Here is a 17,523-nt window from a genome sequence, read left to right on the forward strand (position 1 = left end):
GGACTGCGCCTGGGCGCAGCCGGTACGCTGATATTGGATGGAAGTTTGAGTTATCTGACTATGTGGTGGTATGCGCATGCGGCCTGAGCGCGGCGTTTCCGCCGGCCGCCGCCGTTGCGGGCGTCTGTTCTCGGCGGCCTTGCTGGCTGCGGTGGCGCCGGCCGCCCGAGCAGCCCAAGCCGCTGAGGCCGCCGAGGCCGCGTCCAGTATGCGTATCGCCGCGGTCGACTGGGCCGCAGCGGAAACGCTCGCCATGCTGGGCGTGATGCCGGTTGCGGTGCCTGAGTTCGATGTCTATCGCCAGTGGTTGCCGCAGTCGGCATTGCCGGACAATACCGTCGATCTCGGCTCCCGCACCGAGCCGAATTTCGAGGTGTTGGCGATGTTGGCGCCCGAGCGGATCTTTGTCTCGGGATGGCAGAAAGCCCTGTTGCCGCGGTTTGAGAAAATTGCGCCGACCGACGTGGCGACGATTTTCGACGCCCGGAAAATGCCGTTCCAGCGCATACGCGACCTGGCGGAACAAGCCGGACGTGTGACGCAAAAGGAGTCGCAAGCAGCACGGGCGTTGCAGGAGTTCGATGCCGACATGGCGCGCCTGGCCGGTCGCCTGCAGCCGCTGCAAGGGCGTCGCGTGTATGTCGCCGTGCTGCATGAAAACGGCTCCCAGGCTTTTATCTATGGCCCCGGCAGCTGGGTGCACACCGTGATCGAATTGCTGGGCATGCGCAATGCCTTGCACGAAAAGACCTCCATGTACGGCAATGCCCTGGTCAACATCTCGGCCTTTGCCGCCGATCCGGGCGCGCATCTGATCTATCTGGACCAGGGCGATCGCACGCGCCGCGCCGAGCGCATTCTCAAGGACAGCAGTTTGTGGCGCAGCCTGCCGGCGGTACGCGCCGGACGGGTCACCGCGATCGCATCGTTCTACGCGCTGGGCGGCTTGCCGTCCGCACGGCGTTGCGGCAACTTGTTGGGCGCCGCCATGATGGCGCAACTGGAAGGTGGGCGATGAACACGCCGCTGGCTATCCCGCAAAGCGCGCGACCTGCGTACCTGCAGCAAGGTTGGCGCTGGCTGCTGCTGGCGCTGTTCGGTGCGCTGGGGATCGCGCTCAGCATACATACCCTGTCTGCCGTGCTGCCGCCGCTGCGCTGGTGGACGGTGTTGCAGCAGGCTGCGCCTGCAGCCGTGAACGAATTGATCTTCACCCAGGTCGCCTTGCCGCGTATTGCGATCAGCTGGATCGTCGGTGCATCGCTTGGGCTGGCCGGCGTGCTGTTCCAGCAAAGCCTCAGGAATCCACTAGCCGATCCGGCCACCATCGGCGTGTCTTCCGGCGCCTATCTGGCATTGGTGGTGGCCACCTTGTTTGCGCCTGCCTTGCTGGAGTGGGGCGCCGCAAGCGTGGCGCTGGCCGGCGGCGTGCTGGCGGCGGCAGTGGTGCTGACGGTGTCGCGCCGTTCCCGTTTCTCGACGATTACCGTGATCCTGGCCGGGCTGATCGTCTCGCTGTTTTGCGGTGCAGCCGGCGCTTCGCTGACCTTGCTCAACCACGAATACCTGAACGGCCTGTTTATCTGGCAGACCGGTTCGCTGGTGCAAAACGGCTGGCAGAACGTTCATTATCTGTGGCCGCGCATCCTGGTGCTGGCGGTCGGCGCGGCCTTGATGGTCAGGCCGCTCGGCATGTTGGTGCTGGACGACGCGCGCGTCTCGGCGCTCGGCGTCCATGTGGCGCGGGTCCGGCTGGGCGCGCTATTGCTGGGCGTGGCCTTGTGCGCATTGAGCGTCAGCACGGTGGGCGTGGTCGGCTTCATCGGTTTGATGGCGCCCAACCTGGTGCGCCTGCTGGGTGCGCGCACCCTGGCGCAGCGCATGGCGCTGGCGCCTTTGCTGGGCGCGTTGCTGTTATGGCTGACCGACCAGATCGTACAGACGATTACCTATTTCCCGAATCCGATTCCGGCCGGCAGCGGTTCGGCGCTGGTGGGGGCGCCGGTGATGCTGTGGCTGCTGTTTCGCCAGAAGAGCGGTTTGCAGGCGCGCGTTGTCGCCTATGAGCGCATGGTGCGGCGGCCGCGGCTGTCAGTGCGGCAGGTGCAACTGATTTGCGCCTGCCTGCTGGCGGCGACGGTGCTGGCCGGACTCGGACTGGGACGCGGCCCTTATGGCTGGGAGTGGTTTCCGACCACCGCATTGAATACGATTGTCGACTGGCGCCTGCCGCGCGTGGCCGCGGCAGGTATCGCCGGCGGCATGCTTGCGGTAGCCGGCATGCTGTTGCAACGGATCACCGGCAATCCGATGGCCAGCCCGGAAGTGCTGGGGATTTCATCGGGAGCGTCGCTGGGTATCATCGCCATGCTGTTCGTCAGCGTCGACCTGGGCGCCGGCGGCATGTTGCTGGCGGCCTTCGCCGGTGCGCTGTTGACCTTGCTGCTGGTGCTGGCGCTGAACTGGCGCTCCGGTTTTGCGCCTGAACGCCTGCTGCTGGCGGGCGTGGCGATTTCCACTATCCTGACGGCGATTGCCGCTTGCCTGCTGACCAGCGGCGACCCGCGCACCGCCACGCTGCTGACCTGGATGTCGGGGTCGACGTATCGCGCCACGCTGGCCGGCGCGGCGCCGGCAGGCGTCGCGCTGGTGCTGGTGTTCGGCCTGGCGTTGCTGGGTGTGCGCTGGCTGCGGATATTGCCGCTCGGTGAAGAGGCGGCGCGCGCGTTGGGCCTGCATGTGGCGATGGCGCGCGCTTGCTTCCTGATGCTGATTGCGGCGGCCACGGCGGGCGCCACGATCCTGGTGGGGCCGCTCAGTTTCATCGGCTTGCTGGCGCCGCATTTCGTTACGGCGCTGGGATTGCAGCGCCCGCGCCAACAAATCACGGCGGTGGCGCTGATCGGCGCCGGACTGATGGTCTGCGCCGATTGGGTCGGCCGCAACATGCTCTATCCCTGGCAGGTGCCTGCCGGGCTGGTGGCGGTGCTGCTGGGCGCACCGACCTTCCTGTATTTCCTGTGGAGAAAACAATGATTGCATCCGAACACCCGGCAACTCCGACCAAGCAGCGCTCGTTGCTACGCGAGGGCTTGCGCCTGCTGCTGCCTTTTTGGCGAGTCGCTTTCGTGGCGACCATACTGGGCGCAATCAGCGGCCTGTCATCGGCCTGGCTGCTGGCCACGGTCAACCAGGCGCTCAATGCCGGCCACGGTCCGACGCTGGGATTGCTGGCCGGATTTGCGGCGCTGTGCGTGATCACCATCGTCGGCGAGATCGTCTCCGATCTCGGCAACAGCTACGTCGGACAACAGGTCGTAGCCAATCTGCGCAAGGATTTGTCCGCCAAGATCCTGTCGGCGCCGATTGCCGAAATAGAACGCTTCCGGGTGCACAAGATCACCACCACGCTCAATCAGGACGTCGACACGATAAGCACCTTTACCTTCGGCTTCTCCGGCCTGGCTATTTCGATTGCCATCACCCTGGGATGTTTTGCCTACCTGGCGATTCTGTCGCCGCTGCTGTGCCTGGTCGCGGTGGCCGCCATCTTGCTGGGCAGCTGGGCGCATGCCGCAGCGCGCCAGAAAGGGCGCAAAGGCTTCGAAGCCGCGCGCGAGGCCCAGGACGAGCTGCAAAAACAGTACCGGGCGATTACCGAAGGTGCGAAAGAGTTGCGCATCAACCGCAAACGCCGCCACCAGATTCATGACGACAAGCTGAAATCGACCATAGACCGCATCCGCGACCTGCGCATCCGCGCCATGCGCCTGTTCATGTCGGCCAACGCCTTCGGTTCGGCATTGTTCTTCGTTGTGATCGGCGTCATTCTGGCCTTGCAGGGATCGATGCAGTTCGAGCCGTTGGTACTGTCCGGATTTGTCATCGTGCTGCTGTATGTGAAGGGACCGCTGACGCAACTGATCAGCGCCTTGCCGCTGTTGGGACAGACCCAGGTCGCACTCAAACGGGTGGCGGAACTGTCGCTCAAGTTCTCCAATCCCGAGCTCAATATCCTGGCGGTCCCGGAGGATACCGGCAACGCATCGACCTGCTCGCGCGGCATCGAACTGCGCAACGTCGCCTATGCCTATCCGCAATCCGATGGCCCGGCGCGCTTTGCACTGGGGCCGGCGAGCCTGCAAATCAACGCCGGTGAAATGCTGTTTCTGGTAGGCGAAAACGGCAGCGGCAAGACCACGCTGGTCAAGCTGCTGCTCGGCTTGTACGAACCGCAGGAAGGCATCATCCTGCTCGACGGCGAGCCCGTGGTGGCGGAAAACCGCGACGACTACCGGCAGCTGTTCAGTACCGTGTTTGCCGACTACTACCTGTTCGAGGATGTCATGGTGGGCGAAGATCTCATCGACGAAGCCGCCTCTTACCTGGAGCGGCTGGAGCTGACGCACAAGGTAGCCGTCAAGAACGGCAGCTTTTCAACCACGGATTTATCCACCGGGCAACGCAAGCGCCTGGCGCTGGTGCACGCCTATCTGGATCGCCGCCCGGTCATCGTGTTCGACGAATGGGCGGCCGACCAGGACCCGGCATTCCGCCGCGTGTTTTATACCGAGATCCTGCCGGATCTCAAGCGCGCCGGCAAAACGCTGGTGGTGATTTCCCATGACGACCGTTACTTCCATGTCGCCGACCGCGTAGTGCACATGTCCAACGGCCAGATCAGCAGCGAAGTCGTCAACACCGCGCCGGCAATTAGCGCAACGGCAGGCTGAGCCATGTGGGTTTCACATGAAGATGCGGCAAGGCCTGCGACGAGCGAACAAGACCCAGTGTTCGAGCTGGAACATATCGAGTACCGGATTGACGGCAGGGTGATCCTGCATCCCCTGAGCCTGTCCGTCCCGGCGGGCAGGGTAGTGGGCGTGATCGGGCACAACGGTTCGGGCAAGTCGACGCTGGCCAAGATCTTGTCCAGGCAATTGCAGCCGCAAGGCGGCAGCCTGAACGTGGGCGGCTTGCCGGCGCAATCGCTCTCCACCCGACAATTCGCCTGCCAGGTCGGCTACCTGCCGCAACAGATACCCGCGGCGCCCGGCATGACCGTGCAGGAACTGGTGGCCTTGGGACGCTATCCCTGGCTGGGCGCTTTCCGCACACCCGGCGAGGCCGATCGGCGCCAGATTGAACGCGGCATGGCGCTGACCGACGTCGCGTCGCTGGCCGATCGCCTGGTCGATACCTTGTCCGGCGGTGAACGCCAGCGCGTCTGGCTGGCCATGCTGGTCGCCCAGGATACGCGCTGCCTGATCCTGGACGAACCGATCTCGGCGCTCGACATCCGCCACCAGGTCGAGGTGCTGGGGCTGGTTCGCCAGCTGAGCCGCGAACACGGCTTGAGCGTGATCGTGGTGCTGCACGATGTGTATATGGCGGGGCGCTATTGCGACGAATTGATTGCGCTTCGGGCCGGACGAGTCGTCGCGCGCGGAAACAGCGCGCAATTGCTCACGCCCGAAGTACTCAAGACGATCTATGAGGTCGATATGGATGTGATGATCCATCCGCTCACCGGCGACCGTGTGACCTGCCTCAAATAGGTTCAAGGCGCCGTCAGCAACGGCGCTGATGACCGGCAAGCCGGTCTTCAACATTTCACGAACAGCCGACACGCTTGTTCGCCATGCCCGCATCGGGAAAGTCCGGGAAAGTCCGGGCCATGTCGCGACAAGGTGCAAGAAAGGATGCAATGGGACTCAGCAGACGCGATTTTATTGCGGCGCTCGCCGTCGTGGCGGGACACAAACCGGCGCTGGCAGCCATGAATGCCTTGGGCGCAGTGGATGCGACCTCGCCGGACGCCGCCCTGGCGCGCGTTCGCGCGACGCCGCTGCAAAGCGGCAAAGGAAAATCCGTCATCGTGGTCGGCGCCGGCGTGGCCGGGCTTGCGGCGGCATTCGAACTCGAACGTCTGGGATTTGCGGTGCAAGTGATTGAAGCCCAAAGCCAGCCGGGCGGACGCACGCGTACTTTGCGGCATGGCGACACGGTGCGTTATGAAGATGGCAGCAGCCAGTCCGTGTCTTTCGACCGGGATTTGTATTTCAACGCAGGGGCCGGACGTATCCCCAGTACGCATACCTCGCTGCTGGGATATTGCCGGGAGCTGGGCGTTCCGCTGGAAGTGATATCGATTTTTTCACGCACGGCGCTGTGCGTCATCAACGACCAGGGCACCGACAAGCGCTACACCGTCGGCCAACTGCAAGGCGATGCGCGCGGCCATATCTCGGAACTGCTCGCCAAGAGCGCCAGACAAGGATTCCTCGACGCCGAACTGAACGCCGAGGACAAGCAAAAACTGCTGGGATTGCTGCAGCATTTCGGCGATCTGTCCGCCTCGGGCAGCTTCGTCGGCAGCCGCCGGTCAGGCTACTCGGTGTATCCCGGCGCCGGGCAAGACAGCGGCACGCGGCCCGATCCGCTGGACTTCCGCGTCTTCCTCGATCGCCGCCTCTGGTATCCGCTGTGGTACGACGAGCACCTCGAATATCAATCCACCATGTTGCAGCCGGTCGGCGGCATGGACCGCATCGCCGAGGCCTTCCGCAAGCAATTGCAACAGTCGATCCGTTTCAATACCCGGGTTTCGCAAATCAACGTAGTCGCGGGCAGGGCGCAAGTGGTTTGCCGTCAGGACGGCAGCGCCGCAGAACAAGCCTTGACTGCCGACTACGCCATCGTTACCTGCCCCTTGCCGGTGGTGGCCGAACTGAAAAGCAATTTGCCGGAAGACTTCTTCGCGGCAGTCCGGGCGATCAAGTACAGTCCCGCCTACAAGATCGGCTGGGAAAGCCCGCGTTTCTGGGAAACCGCCAACAGCGAATTCGGCGGCATCTCGTTTGTCGATGACGACAGCGCCCTGATCTGGTATCCCAGCCATGGCATCTTTTCGCCCAAGGGCATCCTGGTGGGCGCTTACACGCACGGCTCCGCAGCGACGCGCTACGCCCAACTGAGCCTGCCGGACCAGCAGCAAGCGTCACGCCGTTCGGTCGAACGCGTCCATCCCGGGCAATCGCGGCAATTGAGCAAGCCGGTCAGCGTGGCGTGGCAGCACATGCCGGGCATCCGCGGCGGCTGGTCGCTGGCGGACCCCAAGAGTGCGGCCTACGCCACGATCAGCAACGCCCAGGAATGTTTCTATTTCGCCGGCGAACATGCCAGTCAGATTCCCGGCTGGATGGAAGGCAGCGTGCGCTCGGCCAGCCGCTGCGTGGCGATGATCGTTGAACGGGTCCGCAACCGCACCGCGGCGGAGGAGTCCATGCAAAAGACAGCGCTTGCAACGTAATCTCCAGGCCCACAATGAGTACAACGTTGCATCGAATCACGATCGGGAGTCACACATGAAACAAGTAACAAAGCCGATGCTGGCAGCTCTTTTCCTGATGCTTGCCGCGGCCTCGACCGCCAGCAGCGCCGGCGAGCGCGTGGAAATCCGTCGCACCGCGTTCGGCATTCCGCACATCAAGGCCGGCACCGAACGCGGCCTGGGCTACGGTGTCGGCTATGCCTACGCGCAAGACAATGGATGCCTGCTGGCCAATGAGATCATGACTGTGCGCGGAGTGCGCTCGCGCTACCTGGGTCCCGAGGGCGCGGCGGCAGACGGCATGCGCAATCTCGAAAGCGATGCGTTTTATCGCTGGTTCAACCAGGACGCCGCGCTGCAAAGTTTCTGGAATGCCCAGCCGCCGGCCATGCAGGCCTTACTCAACGGTTATGCCGCCGGCTATAGTCGCGTCGTTGAAGAGCAGGGCGGCGCAGCGCTCGATGCCGCCTGCAAGGGGCAGGCCTGGGTCGGCAAAATCGATCAGTTGGACATGGTTCGCATCGTGCGCAGGCTGATGATCCGCGCCGGCACCACCCAGTTTGCGCGCGCCATTCTGGGCGCCCGGCCGCCCACGGCGCCACAGGTGCAGGGCGATGCTGCGAGCCTGCCGGACTGGGATGCCTTCCGCAACCGCACCGGCAGCAATGCGATCGCCATCGGCGGCGCCTTGTCCGCCAACGGCAAAGGCGTATTGCTCGGCAATCCCCATTTTCCCTGGGACGGCGCCTTGCGGTTCTACCAGATGCATCTGAGCATTCCCGGAAAAATGGACGTCATGGGCGCGGCATTGCCGGGCATGCCGCTGGTCAATATCGGCTACAACCGATCGCTGGCCTGGTCGCATACGGTCGACACGTCGCGCCATTTCGTGTTGTACCGCCTGCCGCTCGATCCTGCCGATCCCACCCGTTACCTGGTCGACGGCGTCTCGCAGCCCATGAGTAAAACCACGGTCGCTGTCGAGGTGCTCGGCAAAGACGGCAAGCTGACCACGCAGACGCATGATGTCTATACATCCGCATATGGCCCCATCCTCGCCATACCCGGCAAAATGGCATGGGACAGCCGCGCAGCATTCGCCATTCTGGACGTGAACGCCGCCAACACCCGGGCATTGCAACAGTGGTACGAGATCGGCACCGCCGCCAACGTGCCGCGTCTGCGCCAATCGTTGGAACGTACCCTTGGCATTCCCTGGGTCAATACCCTGGCGGCCGATGCCGGCGGCCGGGTAATGTTTGCCAACCTGTCGGCCGTGCCGCGCGTGGATGAAAAAAAACTGAAAGACTGCGGCCTCAACAGCGGCAGCGCAGACGGCTTGATCATTCTCGACGGTGCGCGCAGCCAATGCGCCTTGCCGGCATCGGGGGGTGACGCACCGCAGCCGGATATTTTTGCGGGCAAGGACATGCCGCAGCTGGAACGCCGCGACTATGTCCACAACTCAAACGACAGCGCCTGGCTCAGCAATCCGGATCAGCCGCAAACCGGCTTTCCGCGCATCATCAGCCGCGACGGCTTGATGCTGAGCGGGCGCGGACGATTTGCGCTGGATTGGCTGACGCACCGCGCCGGCGCGGATGCACGCATCGCACGACAGGATCTGCAAGACCTGCTGATGCGCAACGAGGTCTATCTCTCCACATCGGCCGTCGACGACTTGCTGCGCCTGTGTCCCGCCATCCAGGCAGATGGCGACCGCGATGTTGCAACTTCCGATCCGGCTGCATTGAGGCAGGCCTGCAACGCGCTCCGTCAATGGGATCGACGCGCCGGCGCCGACAGCGGCCTGGGCTATGTCTATTTTGCAGCGGCCATGGAACAAGCCGCAAAAATGCCGGACAGCTGGGCGGTTCCTTTCGACGTTCGCCATCCAGTGGCCACACCGCGCGGCCTGCGCACGGGCGATCCGCAACTGGCCGGCAAGATGAAAGATGTGCTGGTCAGCGTTGCCCGCCAATTGAACGCGGCTGGCGTGACGCCGGATGCGCGTTGGGGGCAAATTCAGGGCGCCAGCAGGAACGGCATGTTCTATCCGGTACCCGGCGGCAGTGGCTCGCTCGGCGTCTATAACGCCATCGAAAGCCGCCCATTGGACAGCAAGGGCAAACGAGAAGTCGTGTCCGGTTCGAGCTACATACAGGTCGTGTCGTTTGACGCCCGAGGACCGCATGCGTCGACCTTGATGACGTTTTCCGAATCGTCCAATCCGGGATCGGCGCACCACGCAGACCAGACGGAACTGTTCGGCCGCAAGCAATGGGTAAGCGTGCCGTTCACCGAGAGCCAGATTGCGGCGGACCGGGAATTGCGGACGACGGTGCTGGAGATTCCTTGAGTTTTTGGGGGGGCTTGGGGAATTACCATAACTTCGTATAATTTACATTATGTAAAATTACATATGTTCGAATCAAACCTGGATACAACGCTGAGTCCAGCAAAAACGATCTCGTTGATCTGCCCGCAGAATCGCCCCTCGTCCAATCTCACCGATCATTCATTACCAATCGTGACCAGATCCGCCGGCGCCGTCTGAAAAATCCGGTTGATCCAGTTGCCGAACAACAGATGCGCATGGCCGCGCCACCGGTTTATGGGATGCCGGGTTTCACAGTCTTCGGGAAAATAGTTGCGTGGAAGATGAATGCTTCTTCCCGCGTTCCGGTCGCGGAAATATTCGTCGGCAAGCGTGGTCGCGTCGTACTCGATGTGATTGAAGATGTGAAGCGCGCGGTGCCGCGGATCGTTGAGCAGACAAATCCCCGTCTCCGGCGAGTCGATCAGTACCGAGATGCCGCTGTCGGGCGGAATGTCGACGTGGCGCATTTCCATCCAGCGCGACACCGGAATGTGAAAATCGTCGGGAAAGCCTTTCAGGTACGGCGAGGCGTTATCGAGTCCATGATGACGGAACACGCCGAAAGCTTTTTCATCCAGCAAGTATCTCGGCATGCCGTGGAAATAATGCATCGCCGCCTGGGCTCCCCAACAGATGTTGAGGCAACTGTGGACGTTGGTTTGCGTCCATCGGAAGATATGCGTGAGCTCGTCCCAGTAAGCGACTGCCTCAAAAGGCATCGTTTCTATCGGCGCGCCGGTAATGATGAAGCCGTCGAATTTCTGTTCCCTGATGTCGCTCCAGTCGCGGTAAAACGATGCGATATGTTCGCTTGATGTGTTCCTGGGGACGTAGCTGGAAGTCTTGACAAGCGTCAGTTCGACCTGCAATGGCGTGGCGCCCAGCAGGCGGGCAATCTGGGTTTCGGTGTCGATCTTGTTGGGCATGAGGTTCAGCAAGCCGATGCGCAAGGGCCGGTGATGCCGACATGCAGGCCCTTCCTCGTCCATCACCATGACACCCTCCATTTCGAGTGTGGATAGTGCAGGCAAACCTTTGGGGATTCTGATGGGCATGGGCGTCCGGCGTCTTTTATCCGGCATAGTATCATCGGCATATTGAGCGGCTATACCATGCGTCTCACCTTTTAAAAGGCCGCCGGGCAGTCGTCTCCGCGTATACACTGTCGGCTGAATTCAACCGCCATCTTTGTTCAACCAGACCGACAATCCAAACGATTCACCATGGCTGCACCTGATTTGCAGATGATCCCTCCGGCAGCACTTTCGGCGCAGGCTGTGCTGGAGATTGCGTTTCCCGTGCTGCCTCCCCACGCCGCGCTGTGTATCGGCGTGACGCTGGCGCCGGCGCTGTTTGCTGCGATCCCGGATTGTTGCTATGAATATACGTCTGTGTCGGAGCAAGCGCGCGCCGGACGTTTCCTGCATACCGGGGATGCGCTAAGGCATTTGTATGGACGCGCCCTGCTGCGCCAGGCTGCGCTTGCTTATGGCGTCATGCGCGGCATACAGGAATTCGACCTTAATCCCTGGGGAAAGCCGGTCTTTCCCGGCGCCTCGCTACAGGGCAATATCAGCCATTCGGGAATGCAGGTGTGGCTGGCGCTGGCACGCGATTGCGAAATCGGGATTGATATCGAGTCTGCGCAGGCGCCCGCAGATTTTGCCGACATCGCGGCGTCGTTCCATCCGCAGGAACGGCAATCGATACGCGAGGCATCCGACCCGCCTCAGGCGATGATGCGTTGCTGGAGCCGTAAGGAGGCGGTGGCAAAAGCCGTCGGGCGCGGCCTGTCGCTGCCGCTGGATTCCTACGCCGTGGACTGTGGCATCGGCGCGACCGACTGGCTCAGGCAGGCGCCGCCCGGCACGGCGTTGCCGAATTGGCGTTGCGCCGATCTGCCGCCGACGCCGGATCATGTCGGCGCGGTTTCCGCTCATGGCGACTGCCGCGAGATTCGCATGTGGCAACTCAACATCGTCGCCGGATCGGCGTGATCGTCCGCCGTCCAGAGGAGAAAAGATGAATCCGCCCGCCCCGATCACCACAATCACCAAATCCGAACTGCATCGCTTGCACGCGCAGGATGTGATCGTCCGCCACACATCCATGGCCGGCGTCAGCATGGTTATTCCTGTGCCTTTGCTCGACATGGCCGCGGCGATGTCGGTACAGATCAGGATGGCGCAGAAGCTGTGCGGGATTTACGGCGCCGAATTCAATCGCCACGCGGCGCGCGACGTCATCACCGGCATCCTGGGAGGCTTTTCGCCAGGCAGCATCAGCGCGACCGCACTGCGCTATCTCTCTTTCGCCAGTTACTTTGCCGGCACCCTGCCATCGGCCGGCCTGAGCGCGGCGTATACCTACGTCCTCGGTCAGGCGCTGCTGGAGCGCCTGATCGCCACCGGACGCATAGACCTGCCCTCGCCTGCCGAAATCAAGCCCTCATTGTCTGAAATGAGAGCCTGACCCGGCGCCCCGGGTGACCTAGCGCACTGGGGGATGGTCGGGCGAAGGGCGTCGTTCCTTGCGATGCGTTTCTCGCGCCTGCAAGTCGGGAATCGGCGCAGCCGGTTTGCCGGCGGGTTCAGGTTTTATTGAAGACAGCTTCTCTGCCGCTCCCGTCGCGCCCTTGCCGGTGAGGCTGCCGGATTTCAGCTCGAGCCCGGTATCGCCCTTGCCCAGGTCGGCGCGCGGCCCTATTGGCTTGTTCTTGGCGTCCTTCTTGTCCTGCGGCGCACCGTCGCCGTTGATCGAAATCAACGGCAAGCCGCCGGTCTTGTCGTTGCCGATCACGACCACCTTGGCGTTTTCCGACCGGGCCAGTTCCAGCGTCGCTTCGATGCCGCGCCAGCGCAGGTAGGCATCCGACATGCCGCCGCTGATGATTTCCTGGAAGTTGCGGATGCCGAGCGCTTCCACGCGCTTGCGTTCGCTCTCCTGCTGTTCCTTCTCGACAATCAGGGCATATTGTTCGACCTCGTGACGCGCCACGTTCTTGCGCACGATGGCGTCTTCCACGCCGTCCGGCAGCACGATGCGCTTGATCAGCACGTCTTCGATCAGGATCCAGTTCTGGCCGGAGCGCAGTTCCGTGTTGAAGCGATTCTTGATGTCATAGCGCACCGATTCCGAAATCTGGTTCTGGATTTCCAGGCGATGGCTGGTGTAGATATCCTCCGGACGATAGATCGCAATCACGTCGCGGGCGCGGGCGCCGACCGACTGGCCCAGCAGCGTCTCGGCGTACTCCGGGCCGGCGTATTTATGCAGCTCGCCGAGGTGTTCGGGGATCACGCGGAAGCGCCAGGCCAGCGTCGCCATCAGCTTCAGGCCGTCGGACGACAGGACTTCGAATTCGCGTTCCACGCTCTGCAGGCGCGCATCGTAGATGTACATCTCGTTCCACGGGAACATGAGATGTGTGCCTTCCTTCTCGACGTGATCGATCACGGTGCCGCCGCCGAAACGCTTCCACAACACGCCGAGATGGCCGGCCGGAATCGTGACGATCATCGACGGCAGCAGGAACGCCAGCAACACCACGAGGATGACGGCCACAATCAGCAGGTCGTTGCTGAAAAACTGCAAGCGCCGGCGCAATCGCTGCCATGCCGATGCGGCCGGTGGGTGGAATTCTTCGATGGTGCTCATGTTGCGGCTCCCTTGCTGGAGATACTGGTAACGCGGCCGTCCTCAAGGTGGAGGCGGCGGTCGGCGTGATGGAAATATTTGTCGTCGTGGGTAATCGCGATGACGGTGATGCCGGCGGCGCGCAGGCGCGGCAAGACAAGCTGGTAGAACTTGGCGCGGAAATGCGGATCCTGATCGGCAGCCCATTCGTCGAGCACCATGATGGGGGGATTTTCCAGCTGTGTCGCCACCAGGGCGAGCCGCTTGCGCTGGCCGGTCGACAGATCGACGGTGGAAAAGCGGCGGCCGTCCAGATGCGCCTTGTTTTCGACTTCCATCTCATCGATCAGGCTGGCCGCGCGTTCACGGTCGATGCGTTCGACGCCGTACAGCGTCGGGAACAGATGAAAATCGGAAAACACCGCGCCGAAGATGTCGCGATAACGCTGCATGTCGGCCCTGCCCACCAGCCTGCCGTCAACCAGTATCTCGCCGGAATCGGCCGGATACAGGCCGGTCAGCATCTTGATGAAAGTCGTCTTGCCGGAGCCGTTGCCGCCGGTAATGAACAAGGTCTCGCCACGCCGTATGCTCAGGTCGATCGGGCCGACCACAAAGCGTTCGCTGCCCTCGCCTCGCGCAAAGGTCAGATGCCGCAAGTCGATGGTGCTGAAATCTGAAAATACCGGTGCAACTGTCTCCCGCTTATCCTCGGCGACGATGCCTTTTTCCACATTCTCGTCAAACAATTTTTCCAGTTTCAACAGATTCTCTGCTGCGGCATTGGCCACCGTGATCTGCGGCGCAGCAGAAATCACGCCGGACACCGGCCCCACCAGGAACAGCACAGCCGTGAGCACCTTGACCGTACTGTCGGCGAAGCTGGTGCTCAATGCCGGCAAGATAAACACCAGCGTGCCCAGCAAGATGAAGATGGCGACTTGCGAAAAGACGAAATTCACGCCCAGCGCGCGCTGCGCCAGGGAGCGGAAGAACGCCGTCCTGCCGGACACCATGACCGCATCCTGCAACAACTCGGCAGCGCGCCGGCTCGACAGTTTCACTTCCTTGAAACCGGCCAGCAGCCCTTCAACCATTTCGTGCAGGGCGACCACTTCATCGTGTGCGCGTCGCAGATCGATGCTGGCGCGCTCGCCGCGCATGCGATACAGCCGCGCCGCCACCAGCAGAACCACGATCACCAGCGCCAGTGCCGGCAGCGACAAGGTGGCGATGTAAATCGTGGTCCAGAAAATCATCATCACCGCCTGGACACCCAGGATCAGGCTGCCGGCGGTCTGCGAGATGGTCTGCGTGTCGGTGTTGATGGCGGAAAAAATGGCGCCGTGGCCGATCTTTTCGACCCCCAGCAGTTCGCAGTCGGCCAATTTGCGGATCAGGCTGCGGCGACGCTCGTCGACGATCCGCTCAACTTCGTCGGTGGTCGTCTGCAAGACATAGCGCTGGCTGAAGATATACACCAGCAAGGCGATGCCGTAGAGCGCGACGGCAACCAGATGGTTGCTGTGGCCGGTCTGCGAGGCGGCCGCAGAATTGACGATCGCCAGTATGCCGGTGCTGGCCGCGCCGGCCAGGAGCGCCATCAGCCCGAGGCGTTGCAGCGAAGTCCGCGCATCGCGGACAAGAAGTTCGGTCAGACGCATCAGATCAGCGCTCTACCGGCTCGTGGGTATACGTCTTGCTCTTGTCGTCGAGGGCGGCAAAAAGCAAGATGTAAATAAACGCCACCAGCGGCGTCAGCAAAAACGCCAGCACCAACGTGCGCAGCGATCCAAGCTTGCTCCTGCGCGCGATGAATGCAACCAGCAGGCACAACACGACATAGATTAAAAATGCGATAGGCATGATGAAGGCTCCTTGTTATTTCTTGTCTTGCGTTTTTAACGGCACTGCACCGTATTCCAACGCCCGCACGTCCTGGGCGCAGCTCTCGCCGGTGTCGTACAGGCATTGGATGACTTCGACTTCGCCGGTCGTTTCTTCGCACGCGGAGGTGTCCAGCACGCTCGGGAAATAGTGCACGTCCTGCTTGCCGGTCTTGATCAGATAAAAGCGCGACAAGGTGCTGCCGATGGTCTTGCCCGCCTTCTTGTAGCGGATGCCGACGACCAGCTCTTCCAGCGTCTGGTTGGACGAATTGGTCAACTGGATCTGCGGCGAACAACTCGGCTTTCGGTTGCCGCCTTCATTGGCGACCATGATCGCCTGCGGCACCGCCAGGTAGATCAGCCCCTTCGGACGGCGTTTCTTGAGCAGCTCCTGCAGCGGCTGATCGGACACGAAAGCACCCGCGCCAAGATGATGGCTGGCGTCCTGTGCACGGGCTTGCACCGGCAGCAGGCAGGTCAGCGCGGCCAGTCCGGCCAGCGTGGTGATCAGCGTCATCAGCGTCGACCGGCTTATTCTTTTTGCGTGCAGCGCGGCGACGGGCGGCAATATTCTTTTGTTGTTCATTGTGCGGCTCCGCTCAGGCGGAGACAAGTGATGATAAATCGGCCGACCGCGCCAGCGCCAGGTCGGTGTTCAACGCCGGACAGATATCGGCGCTGCGGAGAAAGAAATGATCTCCGGCAAATTCTCTCAGGACGAAACCGGCTCTCGTGAAACGCCGCCAGCCGGCCATCGCCCTGGCGCCGGCATGCGCGTCGTCGGCGCCGGCGTAGCCCGCGATCGGATACGCAGCGGCTGCAGCGCCGGCATAGGCGTCCGCGTCCAGCGGCTCGGCTGCCAGCGCAAAGTCGGCCCGCATGACCGGCAGCGCGAGGTCCCAGAAACCCTGTTCGCGCGCCATCTCTGCCGGGATTCCACCATATTGCAGCAACAGCGCTTTGAACGACTCGTCATCCATGCCCGTTGCCCGCAAGGCCGGCGACGGCAGATCCGGCGGCAGGTGCGCTGCGACGATCAACTGCACGGGCGGCGTACCGGCCGCAGCCAGTCTGGCCGCCAGCGCAAAGGCAAGACGCGCGCCCATGCTGTAGCCGAACAAGGCATAGGGACGATCGAGCATGGGCGCAAGCGATTTCTGCAAGGCCGCCAGCATGTCTTCCCATGCATGCAAAGGCGTTTCGCCCAGGCGCGTCTCGTGGCCGGGATATTGCACCGGGACCACGCCGATGCCGGCCTCGGCCAGCCGGGCGCGCCAGGGAAGGAAATTCGATGCCCCTCCGCCCGCGAAGGGCAGGCAAAACAAGCGGGTGTGCGCCTCCTCCCGGCCCATGCCGAAAGGAAACCAGGGACGTGATTCTTCTGCTGCTGTCATCGAAAAGTAGTCATTCCACGGGACGCATGCGAGCGCCAGGGGGCGTCTAAAAAATACCGGAAGTGCATTCACTTCCGGCATGCAGTTTCTTGCAGGGTTTCCTGCCGGATTCTCTGCCGAATTCCCAGCAAATCGTGCCGGCAGCGATCAGACTGCGTCTTTCTTGGCGCCGGGCGCATGCTTCTTCAGGAAATCCTTGCCCTCCTGAACATGCTGCTTCAGCTTCTGCCCCATTTCTTTCGTATCGACGTCGAGCAAGGTGCCGCCCGATGCAAAGTGCTGCAGGAACAGTTTGCCGACCGCATAAGTGGTCGCACCTGCCAGCGTGGATTGCGCCAGGACGCCTGCAGCGATGCCGACGCCCGGGATGAACTTCAGGACGCTGCTGACCGGACCTGCAATCAACAGCGGCAAGTAGCCGCCGAGCACCGCGCCCAGCAGTTTTTTGCCGGTTTCGTCGGACAGCGTGAAGCCGTACAGGCCGCCGATCTTGCGCAGCAGGCTCAGTTGCACGCCTGTCAGCGCGATCAGGTCAAGACCCGGGATCGGCAGGATGCCCACGCCCATGGCTGTCATTGCATGATTTTTGATGGAATGCAGCGCCTCGTTTTCGACTTCGGCCGGAGTCAGTTTTGCGGTCTGCTCAGTCGTTTGCTCAGTCGCATGTTCGGCTGCCGCTGCTTCTGCCGTGATCGTTTCTTCTGCTTGATCGGTAGTTTTCATTGCAATCTCCTTCATAAATTAAACGCCCTGACGCGCATGAGACCTGACGGCTAGCTCAAGGCTTCGGGAAAAGACTCTGCCGCATTTGACAGAGCGTCACTATCGGGAAATCAGTCGAACACATGGCCAATGCTCGATATACGGACAACGCATGTTCAACGCATGCTC

15 protein-coding genes are annotated in these 17,523 nt (G+C 62.2%); 8 read left to right on the forward strand and 7 right to left on the reverse strand.

Features of this window, described 5'->3' with window-relative positions; genetic code table 11:
• Positions 1-70 precede the first annotated feature (70 nt).
• The 6 genes from AKL25_RS16825 to pvdQ all read left to right on the forward strand — a co-directional run bounded on the left by AKL25_RS16825 (position 71) and on the right by pvdQ (position 9,692).
• On the forward strand, positions 71-1,018 hold the full coding sequence (locus AKL25_RS16825) for an ABC transporter substrate-binding protein (RefSeq protein WP_240475778.1): 948 nt from the start codon (positions 71-73) through the stop codon (positions 1,016-1,018).
• The gene (gene fhuB / locus AKL25_RS16830) at positions 1,015-3,036 is read left to right on the forward strand and encodes a Fe(3+)-hydroxamate ABC transporter permease FhuB (protein WP_050478865.1); all 2,022 of its coding nucleotides are present in this window, start codon (positions 1,015-1,017) and stop codon (positions 3,034-3,036) included. The genes AKL25_RS16825 and fhuB overlap by 4 nt, the downstream gene beginning before the upstream one ends.
• On the forward strand, positions 3,033-4,733 hold the full coding sequence (locus AKL25_RS16835) for a cyclic peptide export ABC transporter (protein ID WP_050478866.1): 1,701 nt from the start codon (positions 3,033-3,035) through the stop codon (positions 4,731-4,733). The genes fhuB and AKL25_RS16835 overlap by 4 nt, the downstream gene beginning before the upstream one ends.
• 3 nt (positions 4,734-4,736) lie before the next feature.
• Complete coding sequence (locus tag AKL25_RS16840; protein ID WP_050478867.1) at positions 4,737-5,558, forward strand: ABC transporter ATP-binding protein; 822 nt, start codon at positions 4,737-4,739, stop codon at positions 5,556-5,558.
• 149 nt (positions 5,559-5,707) lie between these two features.
• Positions 5,708-7,312, forward strand: coding sequence for a flavin monoamine oxidase family protein (locus AKL25_RS16845; RefSeq protein WP_050478868.1), 1,605 nt, complete (start codon positions 5,708-5,710; stop codon positions 7,310-7,312).
• A 55-nt stretch (positions 7,313-7,367) separates the two neighbouring features.
• Positions 7,368-9,692: a bifunctional acylase PvdQ gene (gene pvdQ / locus AKL25_RS16850; protein WP_083444750.1), complete on the forward strand. Its 2,325-nt coding sequence runs from the start codon at positions 7,368-7,370 to the stop codon at positions 9,690-9,692.
• Positions 9,693-9,847: 155 nt separating this feature from the next.
• On the opposite strand, the gene AKL25_RS16855 is transcribed toward pvdQ, so the two are convergent.
• Positions 9,848-10,795, reverse strand: coding sequence for a homoserine O-succinyltransferase (locus AKL25_RS16855; protein ID WP_240475779.1), 948 nt, complete (start codon positions 10,793-10,795; stop codon positions 9,848-9,850).
• Between the two features lie 141 nt (positions 10,796-10,936).
• On the opposite strand from AKL25_RS16855, the gene AKL25_RS16860 reads away from it, so the two are divergent.
• Together AKL25_RS16860 and AKL25_RS16865 are read left to right on the forward strand one after the other, a co-directional pair.
• Positions 10,937-11,710 (forward strand): 4'-phosphopantetheinyl transferase family protein, encoded by a 774-nt coding sequence (locus tag AKL25_RS16860; protein WP_050478871.1) that lies wholly within the window; start codon positions 10,937-10,939, stop codon positions 11,708-11,710.
• Between the two features lie 25 nt (positions 11,711-11,735).
• A complete protein-coding gene (locus tag AKL25_RS16865) occupies positions 11,736-12,185 on the forward strand; it encodes a DUF697 domain-containing protein (protein WP_050478872.1) in 450 nt (149 codons plus the stop codon).
• Positions 12,186-12,203: 18 nt separating this feature from the next.
• On the opposite strand, the gene AKL25_RS16870 is transcribed toward AKL25_RS16865, so the two are convergent.
• The 6 genes from AKL25_RS16870 to AKL25_RS16895 all read right to left on the reverse strand — a co-directional run bounded on the left by AKL25_RS16870 (position 12,204) and on the right by AKL25_RS16895 (position 17,355).
• The gene (locus AKL25_RS16870; RefSeq protein WP_050478873.1) at positions 12,204-13,370 is read right to left on the reverse strand and encodes a prohibitin family protein; all 1,167 of its coding nucleotides are present in this window, start codon (positions 13,368-13,370) and stop codon (positions 12,204-12,206) included.
• Positions 13,367-15,013 carry a cyclic peptide export ABC transporter gene (locus AKL25_RS16875; RefSeq protein WP_050478874.1) on the reverse strand — a complete coding sequence of 549 codons (1,647 nt, stop codon included), beginning with the start codon at positions 15,011-15,013 and terminating at the stop codon, positions 13,367-13,369. Before AKL25_RS16875 ends, AKL25_RS16870 begins: the two co-directional genes overlap by 4 nt.
• A 4-nt stretch (positions 15,014-15,017) precedes the next feature.
• Positions 15,018-15,215 carry a hypothetical protein gene (locus AKL25_RS16880; protein ID WP_050478875.1) on the reverse strand — a complete coding sequence of 66 codons (198 nt, stop codon included), beginning with the start codon at positions 15,213-15,215 and terminating at the stop codon, positions 15,018-15,020.
• 15 nt (positions 15,216-15,230) lie between these two features.
• Positions 15,231-15,824: a hypothetical protein gene (locus tag AKL25_RS16885; RefSeq protein ID WP_050478876.1), complete on the reverse strand. Its 594-nt coding sequence runs from the start codon at positions 15,822-15,824 to the stop codon at positions 15,231-15,233.
• A 13-nt stretch (positions 15,825-15,837) separates the two neighbouring features.
• Positions 15,838-16,632: a thioesterase II family protein gene (locus tag AKL25_RS16890; RefSeq protein ID WP_050478877.1), complete on the reverse strand. Its 795-nt coding sequence runs from the start codon at positions 16,630-16,632 to the stop codon at positions 15,838-15,840.
• 147 nt (positions 16,633-16,779) lie between these two features.
• The gene (locus AKL25_RS16895) at positions 16,780-17,355 is read right to left on the reverse strand and encodes a YcjF family protein (protein WP_050478878.1); all 576 of its coding nucleotides are present in this window, start codon (positions 17,353-17,355) and stop codon (positions 16,780-16,782) included.
• Positions 17,356-17,523 lie beyond the last annotated feature (168 nt).

Source organism: Herbaspirillum rhizosphaerae, assembly GCF_001189965.1.
Classification (GTDB): Bacteria; Pseudomonadota; Gammaproteobacteria; order Burkholderiales; family Burkholderiaceae_D; genus Herbaspirillum; species Herbaspirillum rhizosphaerae.